Genomic DNA, 16,277 nt, shown 5'->3' on the forward strand with positions numbered 1-16,277 from the left:
AGAAAACTTGTCAAAAATAGTAGCTGATACTAGCGTAATAATTAATGGCGAACTAATTACTCAAATAGAAACTGGCTCTCTTAGAAATTCCCAAATTATAATTCCTCAGGCAGTATTTGATGAATTACAATCTCAGGCATCAAATAAAAAAGAACAGGGATTTGTCGGATTAGAAAAAATTAGAAAACTCAATGAACTTTCTGGAAGTTTTGGCTTGGAGATAATTATGAAAGGTCCTCATCCATCCACAGATGACATCAAGTTTGCTGCTAGTGGTAGAATTGATGCACTCATTGCTGACATGGCAAAGCAAAATGATGCAGTACTATACACCTCTGATAAGGTTCAACATTTAGTTGCACAAGCTGAAGGTATTGAAACTGTATTTTTGAAAACAAAAATTAAAAATGAAAAATTAGAATTCTTAAAATTTTTTGATTCTGAAACTATGAGCATTCATCTAAAAGAGAACCAATTTCCACTTGCAAAAAAAGGAACTCCTGGCGCATTTTCACTTACTCAAATTGGTGATGAAATTCTAACACTCTCTTATTTGAAAATGATTTCATCTCAAATATTTGATATTGCAAACATTTCTGATTCAAGTACCATTGAAATCTCGAAGACTGGTGCATCAGTAATACAGCATGAAGATTATCGAATTGCAATTACATATCCTCCATTTTCAGAATCTTATGAGATTACTATTGTTCATCCAATCATAAAATTGTCTTTGGAAGATTATGATATTTCTGATGAGTTAATGGCTAGATTATCTGATAGGGCTGAAGGCATTGTAATTTCAGGTGCACCAGGTTCTGGTAAAAGTACACTTGCATCAGGACTTGCAAATTTTTATCACAAAAAGGGAAAAATTGTTAAAACATTTGAATCTCCTCGTGACTTGCAAGTTGATTCTGGTATCACGCAATACGGAAAACTTGATGGAAGTTTTGATAACACCGCAGATATCCTACTTTTAGTTCGTCCTGATTACACCATTTTTGATGAAGTTCGAAGACGTGAAGATTTTAGAACATTTGCAGATTTGAGGTTAACTGGAGTTGGAATGGTGGGCGTTGTGCATGCAAACTCTCCTCTAGATGCAATCCAAAGATTCATCGGTAAAATTGAATTGGGAATTATTCCAAATATTTTAGATACTGTAATTTTCGTAAACGATGGAAGAATAGAAAAAGTCTATGACTTGGAGCTAAAAGTTAAAGTCCCTTCAGGTATGACTGAATCTGATCTAGCAAGACCTGTAATTGAGGTAAGAAACTTCCAAGATAATGTTCTAGAGCATGAAATATACACATTTGGGGAAGAGAATGTTATTGTTCCTGTCTCAAAACGAGTACAAAAAGTTGGAATTGAAAAGCTTGCAGAAGATAAAATAAAAGACACCTTCAAAAGATATGATCCTCATGCTCAAGTTGAAATTTTATCTGATAATCGGGTCAAGGTTCTAGTAAACGAGCAATACATTCCCTCAATCATAGGAAGAGGTGGCTCTAACATTAATGAAATTGAAAAATCTCTTCAAGTTCACATTGATGTTGTGGCAAAAAACTCTGAAAGCCTCTCCTTGACATCAAATGATCTTCCCTTTACATTTTCAGAATCCAAAACTGCCTTACTTCTTACTGTAAGTAGAGAATACACCTCTATGCATGCAGATGTCTATGCCAATGACAAATTTTTGGCTTCAGTGAGAATTGGTAAAAAGGGACAGATAAAAATCCCAAAGCGCTCAGATGTTGCAAGAAACTTGATGGATGAGACATCCTCACAAAGTGACATAAAATTATATCTTAAAGATTTTTAAAATTTTCAATTATCTTTGGATTTGCTTTAAGAAAAGTAATGAATTTTCTTAACTGCTTGATGGTTTTTGGATTGAGATGATGTTCAATTCCCTCTGTGTCTTGATTAGCCGTATCATATCCCACTCCTAAAATCTCAAAGAATTCTAATAATATTCCGTGATTCTGCCTGATGCCTTCAGCTACTTGGATTCCTTTCTTTGTGAGATTAATTCCGTGATACTTTTCATATTCTAAAAATCCTCCCTCATCTAACCTTTGAAGCATCTTTGTAACACTTGGGGCACTAACATTCATGTATCTTGAGATATCTAATGTGGTGGCATATCCTTTTAATTCAACAAGCTCTGATATTATTTCTAAATAGTCCTCCATTCTAGTGCTTGAACGAGTTCTCTCAGTTTGATGGGCAGCTTTTATTGAATCTAGTCTCTTTGAATTTTTAGGTTTCATATGTTCTTTGTAACTAACATGTGTCTAGTATAATTGGATGTCTTTCCCCCTCTTTGGTTACTCTTTGTTGACTTGGGTGTGATGCTAGTTGATCTTAGAATGTTAACTATTTTTTATGAAATTGATATTGGTATGGTAGACCCCCTAAAGGAACGACTAGCAAACTTGAGGAAAATCTCTGATTCAGCTAAACGAAGAGCAAATTTGTATACTGATATTGCTAAAATTGACAGTAAAAATACCCATTCGTCATTGGGTGCACTTCAAAAAGCTCCTGCACCTGGTAAAAAACTCCAAAAAATTGGATTTTTGATGTTATGGGTTCCAGAACCTACTGGTGTAACTATTGCAGTTGGTGGTCCGATGATTGTTGCAGGGAGATATCTTGACAAGAAATACAATGGTTCTACTATTCATGATATTGGCCATGAGACAAAAAGTACGCTTTCTTCAATAAGTGACTTTAAGAATTCTATAATGTGACACCTTTAGTTTTTAAATAGACTGCGATTAATTTACTCATGACAACTAGATCACAAGTCCTGATTCCTATTTTTATCGCAGCTGTAATTATTGGTGCCGTGGGTTTGATATCTATCCCAAGTGAAAGTAAATTAGAGTCTGTTGAATTTCCAAGAGGTACAATAAAGGTTGATGATGTTCCATTACAAGTACAAATAGCAGACACTGAACCAAGACGTGTTCGTGGCTTGATGTTCCAAGACGTATTGCCTTATGATCAAGGAATGATATTTGTCTTTGAGCAATCTGGTCTTTACTCTCTTTGGATGCTTAACATGCAATTTTCGCTTGATATGATTTGGTTTGATGAAGATGGCAAAGTTGTACACATTGAAGAAAATATTCCACCATGCAAAAGTCCTTTAGAAATTACAACTTGTCAAAGCGTAGTTCCTCAAAAAGAAGCAGTATATGTATTAGAAGTCACATCTGGATTTGTTAAACAAAACAACATTACTAAAGACTCTATCTTAAGTATAATTTCTATCTGACTATAAAAAAACTTTATGTGATATTCTCTTAATGTATTTATGATGAATAAATTAATTTTGATTTCAATTTTAATTGGACTTTCAATTATTGGAGCTGCTTCAATTGTAGTTTTTTCTGAAGATTCTTTAGAATCACAAATTCAAAAAACTGTTTATGAAAACGATTTCACTTTTTATGATGTAGAAAAAATTAAAAAATCTCTTGAAGGAAAAAACATTTTCATGTCTACTCCTGTTGCTATAACTGATCATACTGTTTCTCAATATTGTACATATTTTGATTCTAAAAACGAGCAAAAAACTGTAGAGTATTGCACAACAACGGCTCTCTTGAATTCTGATGATCAAACCATTGGTAATCTAAACATGGGTGGTACTACTGATGGTCCTGTAATGGCACTTGCAATTATTGATGCATCCCCCTTTTTAAATTCGAGGTATGATGAGGTAAATTCTGTTTTTGAAATTATGGTTGAAACATTAGTTTGTGATTGCTGGGAGCAACGCCAACCCGGTGGTTTTGATACCGTCAAATCTTGGATTGATGCAGCTTCGGAGAAATATGAGAAATCCTCGCAAACAACAATGAAGTCTGAAATTACTGGATTGGATAACAAGCGACTGATTCTAGAGATTACATCTAGTGGTGAATCCTACCTTTGGACGTTGCTGGTGTTAAAGTAGCTTAATTATATATTGCAAAATTCTTTGATTGGCGATTACCGTGATTGAACAATTTTGGTTTATTCTTTTAGGCTTTGCAGCAGGCGTTTTGGGCTCGATGATTGGGCTAGGTGGGGGAATTGTTGTGGTTCCAGTCTTAACTTTTCTTGGTTTTCCACCTACTGCCGCTGCAAGTAACAGTCTTTTTGCAGCATTAAGTAATGCTGTCGCATCAACAATATCTTATTCAAAGCAAAAAAGAATTGAAATATCCCTTGGATTGAAATTAGGATTACTTTCAATTCCTGGGACTGTTTTGGGTGCTGTAATTTCAACTGATGTTGCACCTGAGATTTTTAAAATTTTATTTGGATTTGTTCTCATTGCTTCAGCATCTTACATTTTTTTGAGAAAAAAAATCGAAAGCAAAGAAAAAACATTATCAAAACAAATTATGATATTTGCAATTGGTGCAAGCTTTTTTGCGGGAATCATCTCTGCATTTTTTGGAATTGGTGGTGGAATAATCTTTGTACCATTAATGGTTGTTGGGATGGGAATGGCCATGAAAAGAGCTGCTCCTACATCTCAATTGATATTACTTTTCTCTTCTTTATCTGGAGTTATTGTTCATACTCTTTTGGGTCATCCTGATTTTACCCAAGCAGGATTTTTGGCAATTGGATCTTTTGTAGGTGGGTTAGTTGGTGCACGCTTATCCATTGACATCAAAGAAAGATATTTGCAAATAATTGTCTCTGTTGTAATTTTGATAGCTGCAGGAAAACTATTTTTAGATTCTGCAACTGGAAATTCTGGCTTTTTTGGATTTTAGCCTTGAATTTTTTTATTGTGTTTTTATAGTTATTTTGTAATACATGATGTCTTTCAGGTCATTTGATCTGAGGGCTGGGGAGACTAGTCGGCTTCCCGGTATTTTATTTTGGCGGTTCTTTCTTTATTCTGTAAATGTTTCTTTTTGAAAGAACAATTATCTCTCCATCTTGGTTTGTTCCTTCATAATCAATTCCAATCTTTCCAAATTCCTCATCGATGTCATCCTTTTGTGATACTGTAAATTTCAATTTCAAAACTTGATCAGTAAACAGTGTTTTTAAAAATCTGGTATTTCTATTACTCCATTCTGGATCCCCGTCTGTACCAACAAAAACAATGTGGTTTCCATAAATTTGACTTAGCCTTGTAAATTCTCCTTCCATTCTAGATAAAATAGCTCTTCCTGAGACAATTTTTTGTTCTCCTTTTTTCCTTTCATCAAGAAATGCATTCTTGACTCTGGAAAAATTAAGATATTCTTCTAACTCTTTATCTGAAATACTGCATGTGGAATAAAATGAATCACCTATTCTGAATTCTGAAAATTTTTTCATTCTTATCTTGATTCATCAACACAGAAAACTATCTCTGATGATGACTCTGCATTGCCTGATACTAGAAAATTAAATGCATCTACAATTCTTTGATTATTTGGCTCTGAACCTGTTACTGAACCTGGGAAAATTGTAAACATCCTGATTTTAGATTTTAGAACGTCACTTAATTCTTGATTGACTGTAGTTGTAAATGGTCTTAGAGCTCCTCTGAATACTTCTACTTGTCCTCTCTGTATACCTGTGACTTTTCTGCCCACTGGTAAATCTGGACCTACAATCATAATTGCACCTTTTGCATCTTTGTAAAGACGTGGATCATTGGTTCCGCCTGGAACAAATTGTTCAAGTGTTCTTTGTGCAACTGTTGCAGGCGTTGTGATGAATTTTGCAATTAATGCCTCCCACTCTGCTCTTGATGATTCTGTTAATTTTGATATCTCTGGGAGTTTTCCAGTAATGTGGATTACTCCTAGAATCTCTCCGATGTTGGTTTTTGCAGTGTTTAACCATTTTGCAACTTCATCTGGATTTTTAATATCTACAACATGAGAGTGAAATTTTCCACTGATGTATTCTTGAAGTTCTGTGGAAGTTGATTGGGATATGAAACATGCAACTTTGCCGCCATTTTTCTCAACGTGCTGTGCTAAAAATTCCACTCGTTCTGCATCTGCTTTATCTGTTGCATCAATTGTAAAAACAACGGCCTTTCCTGTAAAATCTGGTTGGTGGCAACCAGGTGTGGTAGTTCCAATATGTGGTTTAACTGGATAAAATACTCTGTCTCCAGGAATTACTTTGCCGTTGATAATTTTTGCAATTTCATCATCGCAAAGATTGAGGACTGATTCTGCAACTTGTCCTTGTGATAGAAATTCTCTATTTGCAATCATATGTGATGTGTTGTTTTGAACTTTTTCTGCTATGGTTTGAATTTTGTTTAAAAGATTTGTAAATGTCTCAGTTAATTTTGCAACATCTTTGCCGTTTGCAAGTTTTTCTGCAGCTTTTACAATTCCGTCTTTGATTACATTCTCATCTTCTCCTAATAATGGGAGTAATTCTCTGTTGGCTTTGTCAACTTCAGTTGGTATTAGATCTTCAAATCCACTGACTCTCATAAATTCAGCAGCTGCCTTTGGATACACTGTTTTGTAAATTCTGTCTGAATGTACTGGTCCAGGGTTTGTTGCAATTGACATAATACCTTTATCAGTTAATTCCCATGACATTAATTCTGCTAATCTATTCTTTGCACCTTGAGAAGCTGTATATGGACTTCTAAATCTATAAGGTCTTTGCTCTAATGGTCTTTCTTCTGTAAAGAATGTTGAGATTGTGATTATTTTTCCTCCCTCTTTCATTACTTTTAATGCCTGAACAGAGCCCCAGAATGTACCTGTCAGATGAATTCCGATAGTACTTTTGAATTCCTCAAGTGGTGCATTTGCAAAACAGGTAACAGGTCCTGATACTCCTGCATTATTAATTATGTAATCTATTGTGGTATTTTCATTTTTTAGTGTATCAAACATGTTGTTCATTGCTGATTCATCTGCAACATCGACTCCTGCAAAAATCCTAACTGATGAATTTGTACCTTCAGGAATCTTCCCTTCAAGCTCTTTGGCAGCTTCTTCTAATGGCTCTTTTCTTCTTCCAAGGATAATCACACTTGCTCCCTCCTCTATGAATTTTGTAGCGATGGCTTTGCCTATTCCTGTCCCGCTTCCTGTTACTAGAGCAATTTTATTTTGGAATTTTAGCATTAGATAAAAACTCAAAACTTTTGTGATATTTAATTCGATTGATCTATGTGCTATTTTCTTGATATCTTTATTTGTGGGTACAGTTCATGATTTTTGATGCATGACACAGAGCCAGATACATTTGTTTATCAAACATGGCCTGAGAAATTTAGCAGTATGCTAAAAGAGATTGGTGTTGATTCGCAACCCAAAGAAATTGGTACTGATGATGTTGAAAAAGGTGATTACTATAGTAGATATTTTGCTCATACAGCTAGAATGATAACAAATAGGGGCTGTCTTGATGTCAAGAACTCAAATATTGACACAATACAGATTATTCAAAAGGGATAGAAATGCAAGATCCAAATCCACTTCCTTGGGGCGCTTTAGATAGATTTCAAGCACATTTTATTGTAAAAAGGGATGCTGGCAGTGGAGTTGGGAACTTTGTTGCAAAAACTAAACTTAAAACCAAAGGTCATTTTGCAGCAAAGACTGTTCAAAAAGTTGAATGGATTGGAGCTGGCAGCTTGGCCTCAAAACTTAATTCGGATGATGAACTAAATGAAATGATTGCAAAGCAATCAGTCAAAGACGCTACAATCTATGTTGAACCAACTGATGGTGCAATTAGAATTAGAAACAATTGGAATAACCATTTGGCTTTTGGAATTACAAAAGAACTCTTTGAGATTTATGATAGGATTGCAGGCCACATAAAATCAATTTAGGCCTTCCACCAATCAAGCGCAAGAAAATCAACTTTATCTTTTCCTTTAGGGATTGCCAAAATGAATTGTTTTCTAACAGTTGTTGCAAGTCTTCCTGCAAGAACAATACCTGTAGCTGAAATTGATTCGTTTCTGGTATAAACTTGAATTAAAAATGGCGCATGATCAATACCTGGACCTTTTTCATATACTGCAAAATCACAACCAAACTTAATCCCTGGATTGATTATGTAGCCTTTGTCTCGAAAATGTTTGTACACAAGATATTTTTTATCAAACTCGTGAACTTCCTCTTTACAAATCTCAATTAATTCCTCTACTGTAATCTTTTGTTTTGCATTTGTAATTGTGATTTTTTTATTTTCTAAAAGATACAGCCCCTCAATTAAATCTAAAATTAGTGGTGCATCAATCTCTTCAATTTTTGGTTTTGGAATTCCAATAGGTTTGCCATAATACCCTTGACTGAAAAGTTTACGCGAATCTTCTATATTCCAAACAATAATTCTATTTTCGATTAGTTCGCTCTTCATTGACTTTCTAAATCATTCTTTGTATATGAATTCTGTAGTTGCAGTATGGCGTTTTTTTAAAATATTAAAAATAAAGATTTTGAATGAATTGTCTATAGGCTCAATGCTAATAATATGAAAGAATCTGATACTCTTTGACATTTGTCAGACATCTCTTCAATTCCCTCTATCACGTCTTTGATCAACATCAATTCTTTTGTTGATGATACTTCGTTTAGCAGTTTGATTGTGGCATCTCTGTATTTGATGTCTATTTCTCTCTCTATTGTCTGTGTTTCTTGAGCCAATTCAATTGCATTTGCAGTGTTTGTGTTTAGGCTTCTAATAATTTCATTTAACTTGTAGACTTCATCAACAACAAGTTCGATTAATTTAGTGATGTCTTGATCAAGTTTTGAACTTTTTAGCGTAGATGGTTTTACGTTTGATAGTTTAAACGAAATTCCCGTGATATATCCTGCAATTTCGTCCATTGTATATGCTGTATTTAGAAGATTTTCTCTATTCATGATCAATCCACCGACATCTGCGACTTCTCTTGTGATCTTTCTTCTTAGACTTTCTACTTCTTCTTCAATGGTTGAAATTTGCTCTAATGCATTTTTTATTCCTGTCTTGTCTTTTTTCATCATAAGCTCAGGAAGTGTGGCCAGCTCTCTGGCAGCATTTAGGATTCTGTTAATCTCGTCTTGTAAAACTGCTATAGCCTTTCTTTTTGCTTGAACTTCAAGCTCTCCGCTATACATAACAGAATGTGAAAAATCTTCAGGTAATTTAAATCCTTTATGATTTTTGATGATTTTGGTGCGTGATCACATCAAATTTTTATCATGCGCCACTTTTTTCTGACCTTTGTATAATGTTACTACTTCCTCATTAGTGGATGCGTCTTCAACTGCTTTTTCAACTCGAATCTTTCCGGTAAACTTTGGAAATCTTAATGCAAGACCTGCCCCCTTTCGTATTACATCTTTTGCAGCTTTGTGAATCGGACTCAGTGTAATTTCTGAGGCAACAACTTCAATTACAAGCTCTGGCTCAAACCAAACATCAGCTTCCATCTCACTAATGATACGTGGATTTTTTTTGATTGTGACTTTTGGATGTAAAATCTGATACAACTGGTCTAATGATTCATCTGAAAAACCTGTTCCTACTTTACAGATACTTGGGAATGTATCTTCGTCTTCATCATATGTTGCCAAGAGCAGCGTTCCATAACTTCCAGTTCTTCTTCCTTTGCCAAAAAATCCCCCAATCACTACTAGATCTAGGCTATCTCCCAATTCATTTTGGTACTCTCGTTTTAATTTTAGCCAATAATTTCCTCTGGAACCTGCTTGGTAGGGTTTGTCTAACATTTTAAGCATAAGTCCCTCACTCCCAGCATTGATACTGTTTTCCATAAAGTCTTCGACTTCAATTTCATTTTTCACAATTGTCATTGGTATGTATTTGACAAATTCATTTTCTTTTACGACTTTTTCTAATTTCTCTCTTCTATCCTTGTAGCTCAACTCCAAACAGCTTTTCCCGTTGCAATATAGAATATCAAATAAATTCACTGATATTGGGTACTGGGTAACAGCTTTTTCTATTTTGTATTTTCTTCTTCTGTGCATTAATTCTTGAAAAGGCAAAAACTCCCCAGTATTTTCATTCATTGCAACAGCTTCTGCTTCTAGTATGATGTTCTCTGCTTGAATTGCTTTGGGTATTTTCTCTATGATATCCGGATAGTAACTTGAAATATTTTCTAGACTTCTTGAGTACAACACCACTTTATTTCCTTCAATGTGAAGCTGTACTCTTTCTCCATCAAGTTTGTATTCTGCTGCAAATTCTTTCCCCATTTTTTCCATTGCTTCTTCTTCACTCTTTACTCTGTCTGCAAGCATTGGTCTAATTGGATTAAACAAAATAATTTCAAATTTTTCAATTCCATCAATCCCTTTTGTTGCAATCACTTCGGCAACTTTTCCTAAATCACTTGAAACACTATATGCATGCTCCAAACTTTTTCTGTTTTCTTTACTTCCAGAAAATGCTATTGCTAATGCATCCATCACTGTATTTTCTGCAACTCCAAGTCTTAGTGTCCCAAGTAAAATTTTCAAAATATAACTTGCTTCTAATGGATTTGCATCATTTAGTAGACTTGAGATGTATTTCATTTTCATATCTTGAGAACGTGAGCCCTCCAAGTTTGCAATCTTGAATAATGTTTCATAGACTCTTTCAATTGTAATGTCTTCTACAAGGAATGTTGTCTGTGTTTTCTGCTCCATTATTATCGATGCTGCTTGTCCCAAGTCTCCTCCTTTTCTGTACTCTTCTTCAATTTTTTTAATTGGGCTGCCTGATGATTTTGAAATTGCTCTTATTGCTAGTTTTTCAGCTACTCCTAACTCTACGCCCTCAAAATCTGGTCTTAACTTTCCTTGTAACAGGTAAACTATTTTTGCAATCACCTCGTGTGGGGTTTTTTCAAATAATTCTACTAGAAATTGTGTTAACTCTAATCTTTTTCTAGTTGATTCCATTTTGTAAAATGCTTCAGCTAAAATAGAAAACTCCATTCTGATTCTCTACAAATCCTGAATAAAAGTTTGAATTAGTTTTAAGACGTGTTTATTCATGTTTCTTTTTCTATTCTTATTTTGATGTGTATTCCTTTACCGTGTGCTCTTTTGTCTTGATTTATTCCCAAGACCTTCCATTTTTTTCCTTTAAATGTAATTCTTGGGTTGTCTTTGTCAAGTTCATCAGTCATCTCTTTTGGAATTTCATCAAAATTTTCATATTTTTTAACAATTGACTCTTTGCCTTTATCCCAAGTTGAAAATTCTATTAGTGTAGCTTCAAAAAAATCCTCGTGAGGCATTTTTTTGATTAGATGTATCTGAAAATTGTTGGTTTGTCTGTTTTTGGAAGTTCTGAAACCAGTGCAAAGTTGTAAAGTGGGTATGCCTCTTTGTATTGTTTCATAAAACTCCAAGCAACATCATGTGTTTTGAATTCCGTCCTGATTCCATCGATGTTACTGATTTTTCCAAATACATCAAAGACAACAACAGAATATTGCTTTGGACGATTATGTGGTTTTGCTTTAAGCAGCCATGCAAGTGCAAAAATGAATACTGCTCCTAAAATTACATATTCTCCAGCTATTTTGAAAAATGCTAAAACCACCCCTGGAATGGTTTGGCCAAATAACACTGCCATAAAATTTGAAAATGATATGACAGCTAATGCTGTGAAAATGTATGTCTTCCAATCAAAAATTTTCTGAAAAGAATTCAATGACACATTATATGCACGTTGTTTTGATTTAACTATTTCCTATGATTTGCAAGAATTGGAATTACTAATCTGGATCTTCGTAATTCTCTTTTTTATCCCCACTTGAGGATGTTTCTTCCATTGGTTTCATCTTGGTCTCAAGAACATCCATTCTTGCTCTGTATCCTTCAGCATATTCTAATTCTGATGGGACAAGTGTTGCTGGATGAATAAACCCTTGACTTCTAATTGCCATTGCTTTCTTTGTTGCAATCTCTCTTATGTAATCCCAATCTGGAGTTGAGAATCCATCAAATGGACCTGTCAATTTTCCGTTATGCATACTAAACACTAGTGATTCAACAATTGGAATGCAAAAGTTGATTGTTGCTGCAGAGTTTAGCTTTACAGGCATCAAAGGCATGTTGTGACTGCCTCTAGTGTTTCCTGCAACATAATGTGGATTGTTAAAGACACTTCCAACTTCTTCTGTTGCTGGAAAATTTTTCTGAGTTCTTACTAGACAAATTGGATCATCTTTTCCAACATATGTTCCTGCAATGTTATGTAGTCTATCAGTTGATGCATCTAAAATTGGTTCGCCATCTTTTGTGTACACTGAATCTACAACATATCTTCCTGGATACATTAGTGCTGCTTCAATTGTTGGTTTGTCTTGCCATAATTCAAGTTCTGCAATTTGTGCTTTTTCAACATCCATGATGTGCATCTTTACTCCTTTTGCAAGACTCTTGTTTACAATTAATCCTGTATTACTTAGTGCATCTACAAACATTCTATAAATTGGATAGTTGAATGCTCCTGGTTCTGTTTTGTCTGCAGCAAAGACTGTGAATGCCTCATTTGGTCTCTCCTCGAACTCCATCTCTGCAACTCCTGGACCCATCCCCTTTACGTTTCCAGAAAAAGAATCTTTTAGCAAGTCTTGACCTGCACCATACAATCCTTCTTCTTTTGCAACTTGGGTTCCCGCCATAAAAGCATCCCATGCTAACTTGTGAATTTTTTCATTATCAACACCATGTGTATGTGTCATGACAATGTGGGTATCGTCTCCGCAATAACCAATGTAATGATCGATTAGTAAATCTCCTGAATTTTTGACGGTGTCTCTAATAGCTTGGATTAGTCCGTCACTTGGTTTTGTATGACCTCCAACTCCACCAACATCTGCTTTGATAACTGAAACTGTAATTTTCATAATTTTTCTTTTTGTCCCTTTGATTTATGTGCTTTTGAGAAAACTTTATGATCTGAAATTTATTGAATTTTTTTTAATTTTTCTTCAAAAATTCATAACAGTAATAAATGCCCTCAGATACGCACTTGATATGGCAGATAAACCCCACTTGAACCTGATTGTTACAGGACATATTGATAATGGAAAATCAACTACTATGGGTCATTTTTTGATGGATCTTGGAGTTGTAGATGAAAGAACTATTGCAGCTCACGGTGCAGAATCCGAGAAGACCGGAAAAGGTGACACCTTCAAGTATGCATGGGTAATGGATAATATTAAAGACGAAAGAGAAAGAGGAATTACAATCGATTTAGCTTTCCAAAAGTTTGAGTCTCCAAAGTACTTCTTTACTTTGATTGACGCTCCTGGTCACAGGGACTTTATTAAAAACATGATTACAGGCGCTTCTGAAGCAGATGCCGCTATCTTAGTACTTTCTGCAAAAGAAGGTGAAACTGACACTGCAATTGCAGCAGGTGGACAAGCAAGAGAACACGCATTCTTGCTCAAGACACTCGGTGTAAGCCAACTAATTGTTGCAATCAACAAGATGGATGCAGTTGAATACAAAGAAGACGCATTCAAAGCAGCCAAAGAGAAAGGCGAAAAATTAGTAAAATCTGTAGGTTACAAACTAGAGAACGTACCATTCATTCCAGTTTCTGGATGGAAAGGCGATAACTTGGTTAAGAAAACCGAGAACATGCCATGGTACTCTGGTAAAACACTACTTGAAGCATTTGATGACTTTACAGTAACTGAGAAACCAGTTGGTAAACCACTACGTGTACCAATTCAAGACGTTTACACCATTACAGGTGTTGGTACAGTTCCAGTAGGTAGAGTTGAAACTGGTATCATGAAAGCTAACCAAAAAATCATTGTCATGCCATCTGGCGCACAAGGTGAAATCAAATCAATTGAGACTCACCACACAGAAATGCCATCTGCAGAAGCAGGTGATAACATTGGTTTTAACCTCAGAGGTATTGAAAAGAAAGATATCAAGAGAGGCGATGTACTTGGAACTCCTGATGCACCACCAAATGTTGCAAAAGAATTCAAAGCACAAATCATTGTAATTCATCACCCAACAGCAATTGCACCTGGTTACACTCCAGTAATGCACGCACACACAGCACAAGTCGCAGCAACTGTTACTGAGTTCCTCCAAAAGATTAACCCAGCAACTGGTGCAGTTGAGGAAGAAAATCCAAAGTTCCTCAAAGTTGGTGACTCAGCAATTGTTAAAATCAGACCGGTTAGACCAACTTGTATTGAAACATTCCAAGAATTCCCTGAGATGGGTAGATTCGCCCTGAGAGACATGGGCGCAACTATCGCAGCAGGAATTGTAAAGGAAATTACCGAAGAGTACAAACCATAGGCGGATTCTTTATGACTCAAACCGCCCGTGTCAAACTCACATCAACCAGTCTACCAAAATTGGATGGTGTTTGTGGGGAAATAATGGGTATTGGTAAAAAAACTGGCGTTAAAGTCAAAGGTCCAACTCCACTTCCAGTAAAAAGATTACACGTTGCAACTAGAAAATCTCCTTGCGGCAGCGGTACTGAAACTTATGAGAAATGGGAGATGAAGATGCACCGAAGAATAATCAACATCAACGCTGATGATAAAGCTATACGACAACTAATGAGACTAAAGATTCCTGATGACGTTTACATTGAACTGTCTTTGACATAATCTGGTAGCCTTAAATTATAGAAATTTTGATGATAAACATGGTTGAAGAAAATTTTGATGAAGAAATAGAAGAGACTCCTGTTGAGACATTTGAAGTAAATTACTCTTGTCTGCGATGTGGAACATCTGTTTCAAACACTGAGCTATCGAGATTGCCTGAAATCAAATGTATTTGTGGATTCAGAGTCTTTACCAAAGTAAGACCACCAGTAGTTAAAACTGTTAAAGCAATCTAATCTATCTGTCTTTTTTGTAACTGTGTTCTCTTTGTAGGTGTGTCCTCATGTCTTCCATGTTTGAGAAAAATTTGTTACATTCTTTGCAATCATACTGTAAATCCTTGCCATGAATAATTTGTATGTGGTTCATCATCTCTTCTTGCTTTGAAAATTTTTTGTCACATTTTTCGCATTTAATTTTTTTAAATAATCCCAACTTTATCCAAACTCTGCTTTCTTTTCATCCCAACATCTTCTGCATAACTGCCCTTCAATCTTCCAATGCCCCTTTGGGTTGTATCTGATTAACCCTATCTTTCCATTACACAATGAGCAAAAGTTTTTCTTTTTTCCGTGTGTTTCTTCTTTGTTGTCAAAACATTTCTTGCATAATAGACCTTCCATGTCCCATTGCCATCTTGGCTCCCATAGATCAGTAATCTTTTGAGTTTGTCCACATATTACACATGGCTGTCTTACTTTACCTTCATAGTACTCTTTTGATTTTTCAAAATGGCAATCTCCGCATAGTGCACCTTTGATATTCCATTCTCTTTTTGGTTTGTGTTTGTGTGAAAGCTCTTTGTTGCAAATAGCACAGTATGATGGTTTTTTGCTAAATAGGCCCATTTTGATCATTATGATATGACTTATTCTATAAATGTAAACAAAATAAAAATCACAATAAAGTGCTTATTGGCTTAAGATTTTCTCAAGAGCTTGGCTTGCATTGAGCATACCATTTCTCTTGGCAAACTCTTCGATCATTTTGTATTGTTTTTCTGTAAAACAAACTGGCATTGAACGTCTTTCCATAAAATAATGTTGTATTTTTTACTAATATCTTTTTCTCTCGGAAGATATTTCAAACCATTTTTCTAATATTTCATGTGGTAAAGAAAAGACAGATCCTAGTTATTGGTCATAATACCAATGGTTGTACTCCTGAGCATGAAAAAATTGCATATGATGTTGGCTTTGAAATTGCAAAATCAAACTCTGTTCTGATTTGTGGTGGATTGGGGGGCGTTATGACAGCAGCAGCTCATGGTGCAAGTGATGGTGGCGGTTTGACCATAGGGATAATTCCACAAAATGACCCCTCTATGGCAAATGAATTCTGTGATGTCGTAATACCTACAGGAATGGGATTGGCCCGTGATTTTCTTAATGCACTAAGTGCAGATGGTGTAATAATAATTGGTGGGGGTTCTGGGACGCTATCTGAAACAACTGCTGCATATATGTACAAAAAACCTCTTGTTGCAATTAGAAATTTGGGTGGACCTGTTTCACCATTCATTGATGGCTATATTGATCAGAGAAAAAATGTCAAAATCATTGGAGTCGATACTGCTCAAGAGGCAGTAAGTAAAATTTTAGAATTAATTACTGCATAGGTAAAAATCGATCTCATGTCATTTTTACCGAACCAAGTGTTT

Annotated in this window: 22 protein-coding genes; 11 read left to right on the top strand and 11 right to left on the bottom strand. The window is 35.3% G+C overall.

Features of this window, described 5'->3' with window-relative positions:
- Positions 1-7 precede the first annotated feature (7 nt).
- The gene (locus tag C6990_RS02185) at positions 8-1,828 is read left to right on the top strand and encodes a PINc/VapC family ATPase (RefSeq protein ID WP_182128123.1); all 1,821 of its coding nucleotides are present in this window, start codon (positions 8-10) and stop codon (positions 1,826-1,828) included.
- Here the strand turns inward: C6990_RS02185 and C6990_RS02190 are convergent.
- Positions 1,815-2,279 carry a metal-dependent transcriptional regulator gene (locus tag C6990_RS02190; RefSeq protein WP_182128124.1) on the bottom strand — a complete coding sequence of 155 codons (465 nt, stop codon included), beginning with the start codon at positions 2,277-2,279 and terminating at the stop codon, positions 1,815-1,817. The two genes, C6990_RS02185 and C6990_RS02190, sit on opposite strands and share 14 nt — an antisense overlap.
- A gap of 33 nt (positions 2,280-2,312) precedes the next feature.
- On the opposite strand from C6990_RS02190, the gene C6990_RS02195 reads away from it, so the two are divergent.
- From C6990_RS02195 to C6990_RS02210, 4 genes are read left to right on the top strand one after another with little or no spacing between them, the layout of a single operon-like run.
- Positions 2,313-2,762: a hypothetical protein gene (locus C6990_RS02195; RefSeq protein ID WP_255465121.1), complete on the top strand. Its 450-nt coding sequence runs from the start codon at positions 2,313-2,315 to the stop codon at positions 2,760-2,762.
- Between the two features lie 38 nt (positions 2,763-2,800).
- Entirely contained in the window at positions 2,801-3,292 is a 492-nt protein-coding gene (locus C6990_RS02200) for a DUF192 domain-containing protein (RefSeq protein WP_182128125.1), read from the top strand.
- A gap of 42 nt (positions 3,293-3,334) precedes the next feature.
- A complete protein-coding gene (locus C6990_RS02205; protein ID WP_182128126.1) occupies positions 3,335-3,976 on the top strand; it encodes a hypothetical protein in 642 nt (213 codons plus the stop codon).
- A 40-nt stretch (positions 3,977-4,016) separates the two neighbouring features.
- The gene (locus tag C6990_RS02210) at positions 4,017-4,790 is read left to right on the top strand and encodes a sulfite exporter TauE/SafE family protein (protein WP_182128127.1); all 774 of its coding nucleotides are present in this window, start codon (positions 4,017-4,019) and stop codon (positions 4,788-4,790) included.
- A 103-nt stretch (positions 4,791-4,893) separates the two neighbouring features.
- Here C6990_RS02210 and C6990_RS02215 read toward each other — a convergent pair whose 3' ends face one another.
- The gene (locus tag C6990_RS02215) at positions 4,894-5,346 is read right to left on the bottom strand and encodes a hypothetical protein (protein WP_182128128.1); all 453 of its coding nucleotides are present in this window, start codon (positions 5,344-5,346) and stop codon (positions 4,894-4,896) included.
- Positions 5,347-5,348: 2 nt separating this feature from the next.
- Positions 5,349-7,118 carry an SDR family NAD(P)-dependent oxidoreductase gene (locus C6990_RS02220; RefSeq protein ID WP_182128129.1) on the bottom strand — a complete coding sequence of 590 codons (1,770 nt, stop codon included), beginning with the start codon at positions 7,116-7,118 and terminating at the stop codon, positions 5,349-5,351.
- Positions 7,119-7,214: 96 nt separating this feature from the next.
- On the opposite strand from C6990_RS02220, the gene C6990_RS02225 reads away from it, so the two are divergent.
- Positions 7,215-7,451: a hypothetical protein gene (locus C6990_RS02225; protein WP_182128130.1), complete on the top strand. Its 237-nt coding sequence runs from the start codon at positions 7,215-7,217 to the stop codon at positions 7,449-7,451.
- Positions 7,452-7,453: 2 nt separating this feature from the next.
- Positions 7,454-7,831 (top strand): hypothetical protein, encoded by a 378-nt coding sequence (locus tag C6990_RS02230; protein WP_182128131.1) that lies wholly within the window; start codon positions 7,454-7,456, stop codon positions 7,829-7,831.
- Here the strand turns inward: C6990_RS02230 and endA are convergent.
- The 6 genes from endA to fbp form a co-directional block, all read right to left on the bottom strand.
- Positions 7,828-8,364, bottom strand: coding sequence for a tRNA-intron lyase (gene endA, locus C6990_RS02235; protein ID WP_182128132.1), 537 nt, complete (start codon positions 8,362-8,364; stop codon positions 7,828-7,830). The two genes, C6990_RS02230 and endA, sit on opposite strands and share 4 nt — an antisense overlap.
- Before the next feature lie 92 nt (positions 8,365-8,456).
- On the bottom strand, positions 8,457-9,110 hold the full coding sequence (locus C6990_RS02240) for a DUF47 domain-containing protein (protein WP_182128133.1): 654 nt from the start codon (positions 9,108-9,110) through the stop codon (positions 8,457-8,459).
- Positions 9,111-9,176: 66 nt separating this feature from the next.
- Complete coding sequence (locus tag C6990_RS02245; RefSeq protein WP_182128134.1) at positions 9,177-10,943, bottom strand: ATP-dependent DNA ligase; 1,767 nt, start codon at positions 10,941-10,943, stop codon at positions 9,177-9,179.
- A 56-nt stretch (positions 10,944-10,999) separates the two neighbouring features.
- Complete coding sequence (locus C6990_RS02250) at positions 11,000-11,248, bottom strand: hypothetical protein (protein ID WP_182128135.1); 249 nt, start codon at positions 11,246-11,248, stop codon at positions 11,000-11,002.
- An 8-nt stretch (positions 11,249-11,256) separates the two neighbouring features.
- Positions 11,257-11,667 carry a hypothetical protein gene (locus tag C6990_RS02255; RefSeq protein ID WP_182128136.1) on the bottom strand — a complete coding sequence of 137 codons (411 nt, stop codon included), beginning with the start codon at positions 11,665-11,667 and terminating at the stop codon, positions 11,257-11,259.
- 64 nt (positions 11,668-11,731) lie between these two features.
- On the bottom strand, positions 11,732-12,868 hold the full coding sequence (gene fbp / locus C6990_RS02260) for a fructose-1,6-bisphosphate aldolase/phosphatase (protein ID WP_182128137.1): 1,137 nt from the start codon (positions 12,866-12,868) through the stop codon (positions 11,732-11,734).
- Between the two features lie 130 nt (positions 12,869-12,998).
- On the opposite strand from fbp, the gene tuf reads away from it, so the two are divergent.
- From tuf to C6990_RS02275, 3 genes are read left to right on the top strand one after another with little or no spacing between them, the layout of a single operon-like run.
- Complete coding sequence (gene tuf, locus C6990_RS02265; RefSeq protein WP_048115949.1) at positions 12,999-14,297, top strand: translation elongation factor EF-1 subunit alpha; 1,299 nt, start codon at positions 12,999-13,001, stop codon at positions 14,295-14,297.
- An 11-nt stretch (positions 14,298-14,308) separates the two neighbouring features.
- On the top strand, positions 14,309-14,617 hold the full coding sequence (gene rpsJ, locus C6990_RS02270; RefSeq protein WP_008299200.1) for a 30S ribosomal protein S10: 309 nt from the start codon (positions 14,309-14,311) through the stop codon (positions 14,615-14,617).
- 29 nt (positions 14,618-14,646) lie between these two features.
- Positions 14,647-14,853, top strand: coding sequence for a TFIIB-type zinc ribbon-containing protein (locus tag C6990_RS02275; RefSeq protein ID WP_182128138.1), 207 nt, complete (start codon positions 14,647-14,649; stop codon positions 14,851-14,853).
- A 1-nt stretch (position 14,854) separates the two neighbouring features.
- Here C6990_RS02275 and C6990_RS02280 read toward each other — a convergent pair whose 3' ends face one another.
- Both C6990_RS02280 and C6990_RS02285 read right to left on the bottom strand, forming a co-directional pair.
- On the bottom strand, positions 14,855-15,052 hold the full coding sequence (locus C6990_RS02280; protein WP_182128139.1) for a C2H2-type zinc finger protein: 198 nt from the start codon (positions 15,050-15,052) through the stop codon (positions 14,855-14,857).
- A gap of 2 nt (positions 15,053-15,054) precedes the next feature.
- Positions 15,055-15,465: a hypothetical protein gene (locus tag C6990_RS02285; RefSeq protein ID WP_182128140.1), complete on the bottom strand. Its 411-nt coding sequence runs from the start codon at positions 15,463-15,465 to the stop codon at positions 15,055-15,057.
- Positions 15,466-15,725: 260 nt separating this feature from the next.
- Between C6990_RS02285 and C6990_RS02290 the strand changes: the two genes are divergently transcribed.
- Positions 15,726-16,235, top strand: a complete 510-nt coding sequence (locus C6990_RS02290; protein ID WP_182128141.1) for a TIGR00725 family protein — start codon at positions 15,726-15,728, stop codon at positions 16,233-16,235.
- Positions 16,236-16,277 lie beyond the last annotated feature (42 nt).

The sequence above is a fragment of the Nitrosopumilus sp. b3 genome, assembly GCF_014078525.1.
Lineage (GTDB): Archaea > Thermoproteota > Nitrososphaeria > Nitrososphaerales > Nitrosopumilaceae > Nitrosopumilus.

What these genes read in the sequence shown, in the direction of transcription:
- rpsJ (WP_008299200.1), top strand. Translation starts at nt 14,309, where the DNA reads ATGACTCAAACCGCCCGTGTCAAACTCACATCAACCAGTCTACCAAAA.
- C6990_RS02200 (WP_182128125.1), top strand. Translation starts at nt 2,801, where the DNA reads ATGACAACTAGATCACAAGTCCTGATTCCTATTTTTATCGCAGCTGTA.
- C6990_RS02275 (WP_182128138.1), top strand. Translation starts at nt 14,647, where the DNA reads ATGATAAACATGGTTGAAGAAAATTTTGATGAAGAAATAGAAGAGACT.
- C6990_RS02190 (WP_182128124.1), bottom strand. Translation starts at nt 2,279, where the DNA reads ATGAAACCTAAAAATTCAAAGAGACTAGATTCAATAAAAGCTGCCCAT.
- C6990_RS02230 (WP_182128131.1), top strand. Translation starts at nt 7,454, where the DNA reads ATGCAAGATCCAAATCCACTTCCTTGGGGCGCTTTAGATAGATTTCAA.
- tuf (WP_048115949.1), top strand. Translation starts at nt 12,999, where the DNA reads ATGGCAGATAAACCCCACTTGAACCTGATTGTTACAGGACATATTGAT.
- C6990_RS02245 (WP_182128134.1), bottom strand. Translation starts at nt 10,943, where the DNA reads ATGGAGTTTTCTATTTTAGCTGAAGCATTTTACAAAATGGAATCAACT.
- C6990_RS02225 (WP_182128130.1), top strand. Translation starts at nt 7,215, where the DNA reads ATGCATGACACAGAGCCAGATACATTTGTTTATCAAACATGGCCTGAG.
- C6990_RS02220 (WP_182128129.1), bottom strand. Translation starts at nt 7,118, where the DNA reads ATGCTAAAATTCCAAAATAAAATTGCTCTAGTAACAGGAAGCGGGACA.
- fbp (WP_182128137.1), bottom strand. Translation starts at nt 12,868, where the DNA reads ATGAAAATTACAGTTTCAGTTATCAAAGCAGATGTTGGTGGAGTTGGA.
- endA (WP_182128132.1), bottom strand. Translation starts at nt 8,364, where the DNA reads ATGAAGAGCGAACTAATCGAAAATAGAATTATTGTTTGGAATATAGAA.
- C6990_RS02250 (WP_182128135.1), bottom strand. Translation starts at nt 11,248, where the DNA reads ATGCCTCACGAGGATTTTTTTGAAGCTACACTAATAGAATTTTCAACT.
- C6990_RS02240 (WP_182128133.1), bottom strand. Translation starts at nt 9,110, where the DNA reads ATGTATAGCGGAGAGCTTGAAGTTCAAGCAAAAAGAAAGGCTATAGCA.
- C6990_RS02285 (WP_182128140.1), bottom strand. Translation starts at nt 15,465, where the DNA reads ATGGGCCTATTTAGCAAAAAACCATCATACTGTGCTATTTGCAACAAA.
- C6990_RS02205 (WP_182128126.1), top strand. Translation starts at nt 3,335, where the DNA reads ATGAATAAATTAATTTTGATTTCAATTTTAATTGGACTTTCAATTATT.
- C6990_RS02215 (WP_182128128.1), bottom strand. Translation starts at nt 5,346, where the DNA reads ATGAAAAAATTTTCAGAATTCAGAATAGGTGATTCATTTTATTCCACA.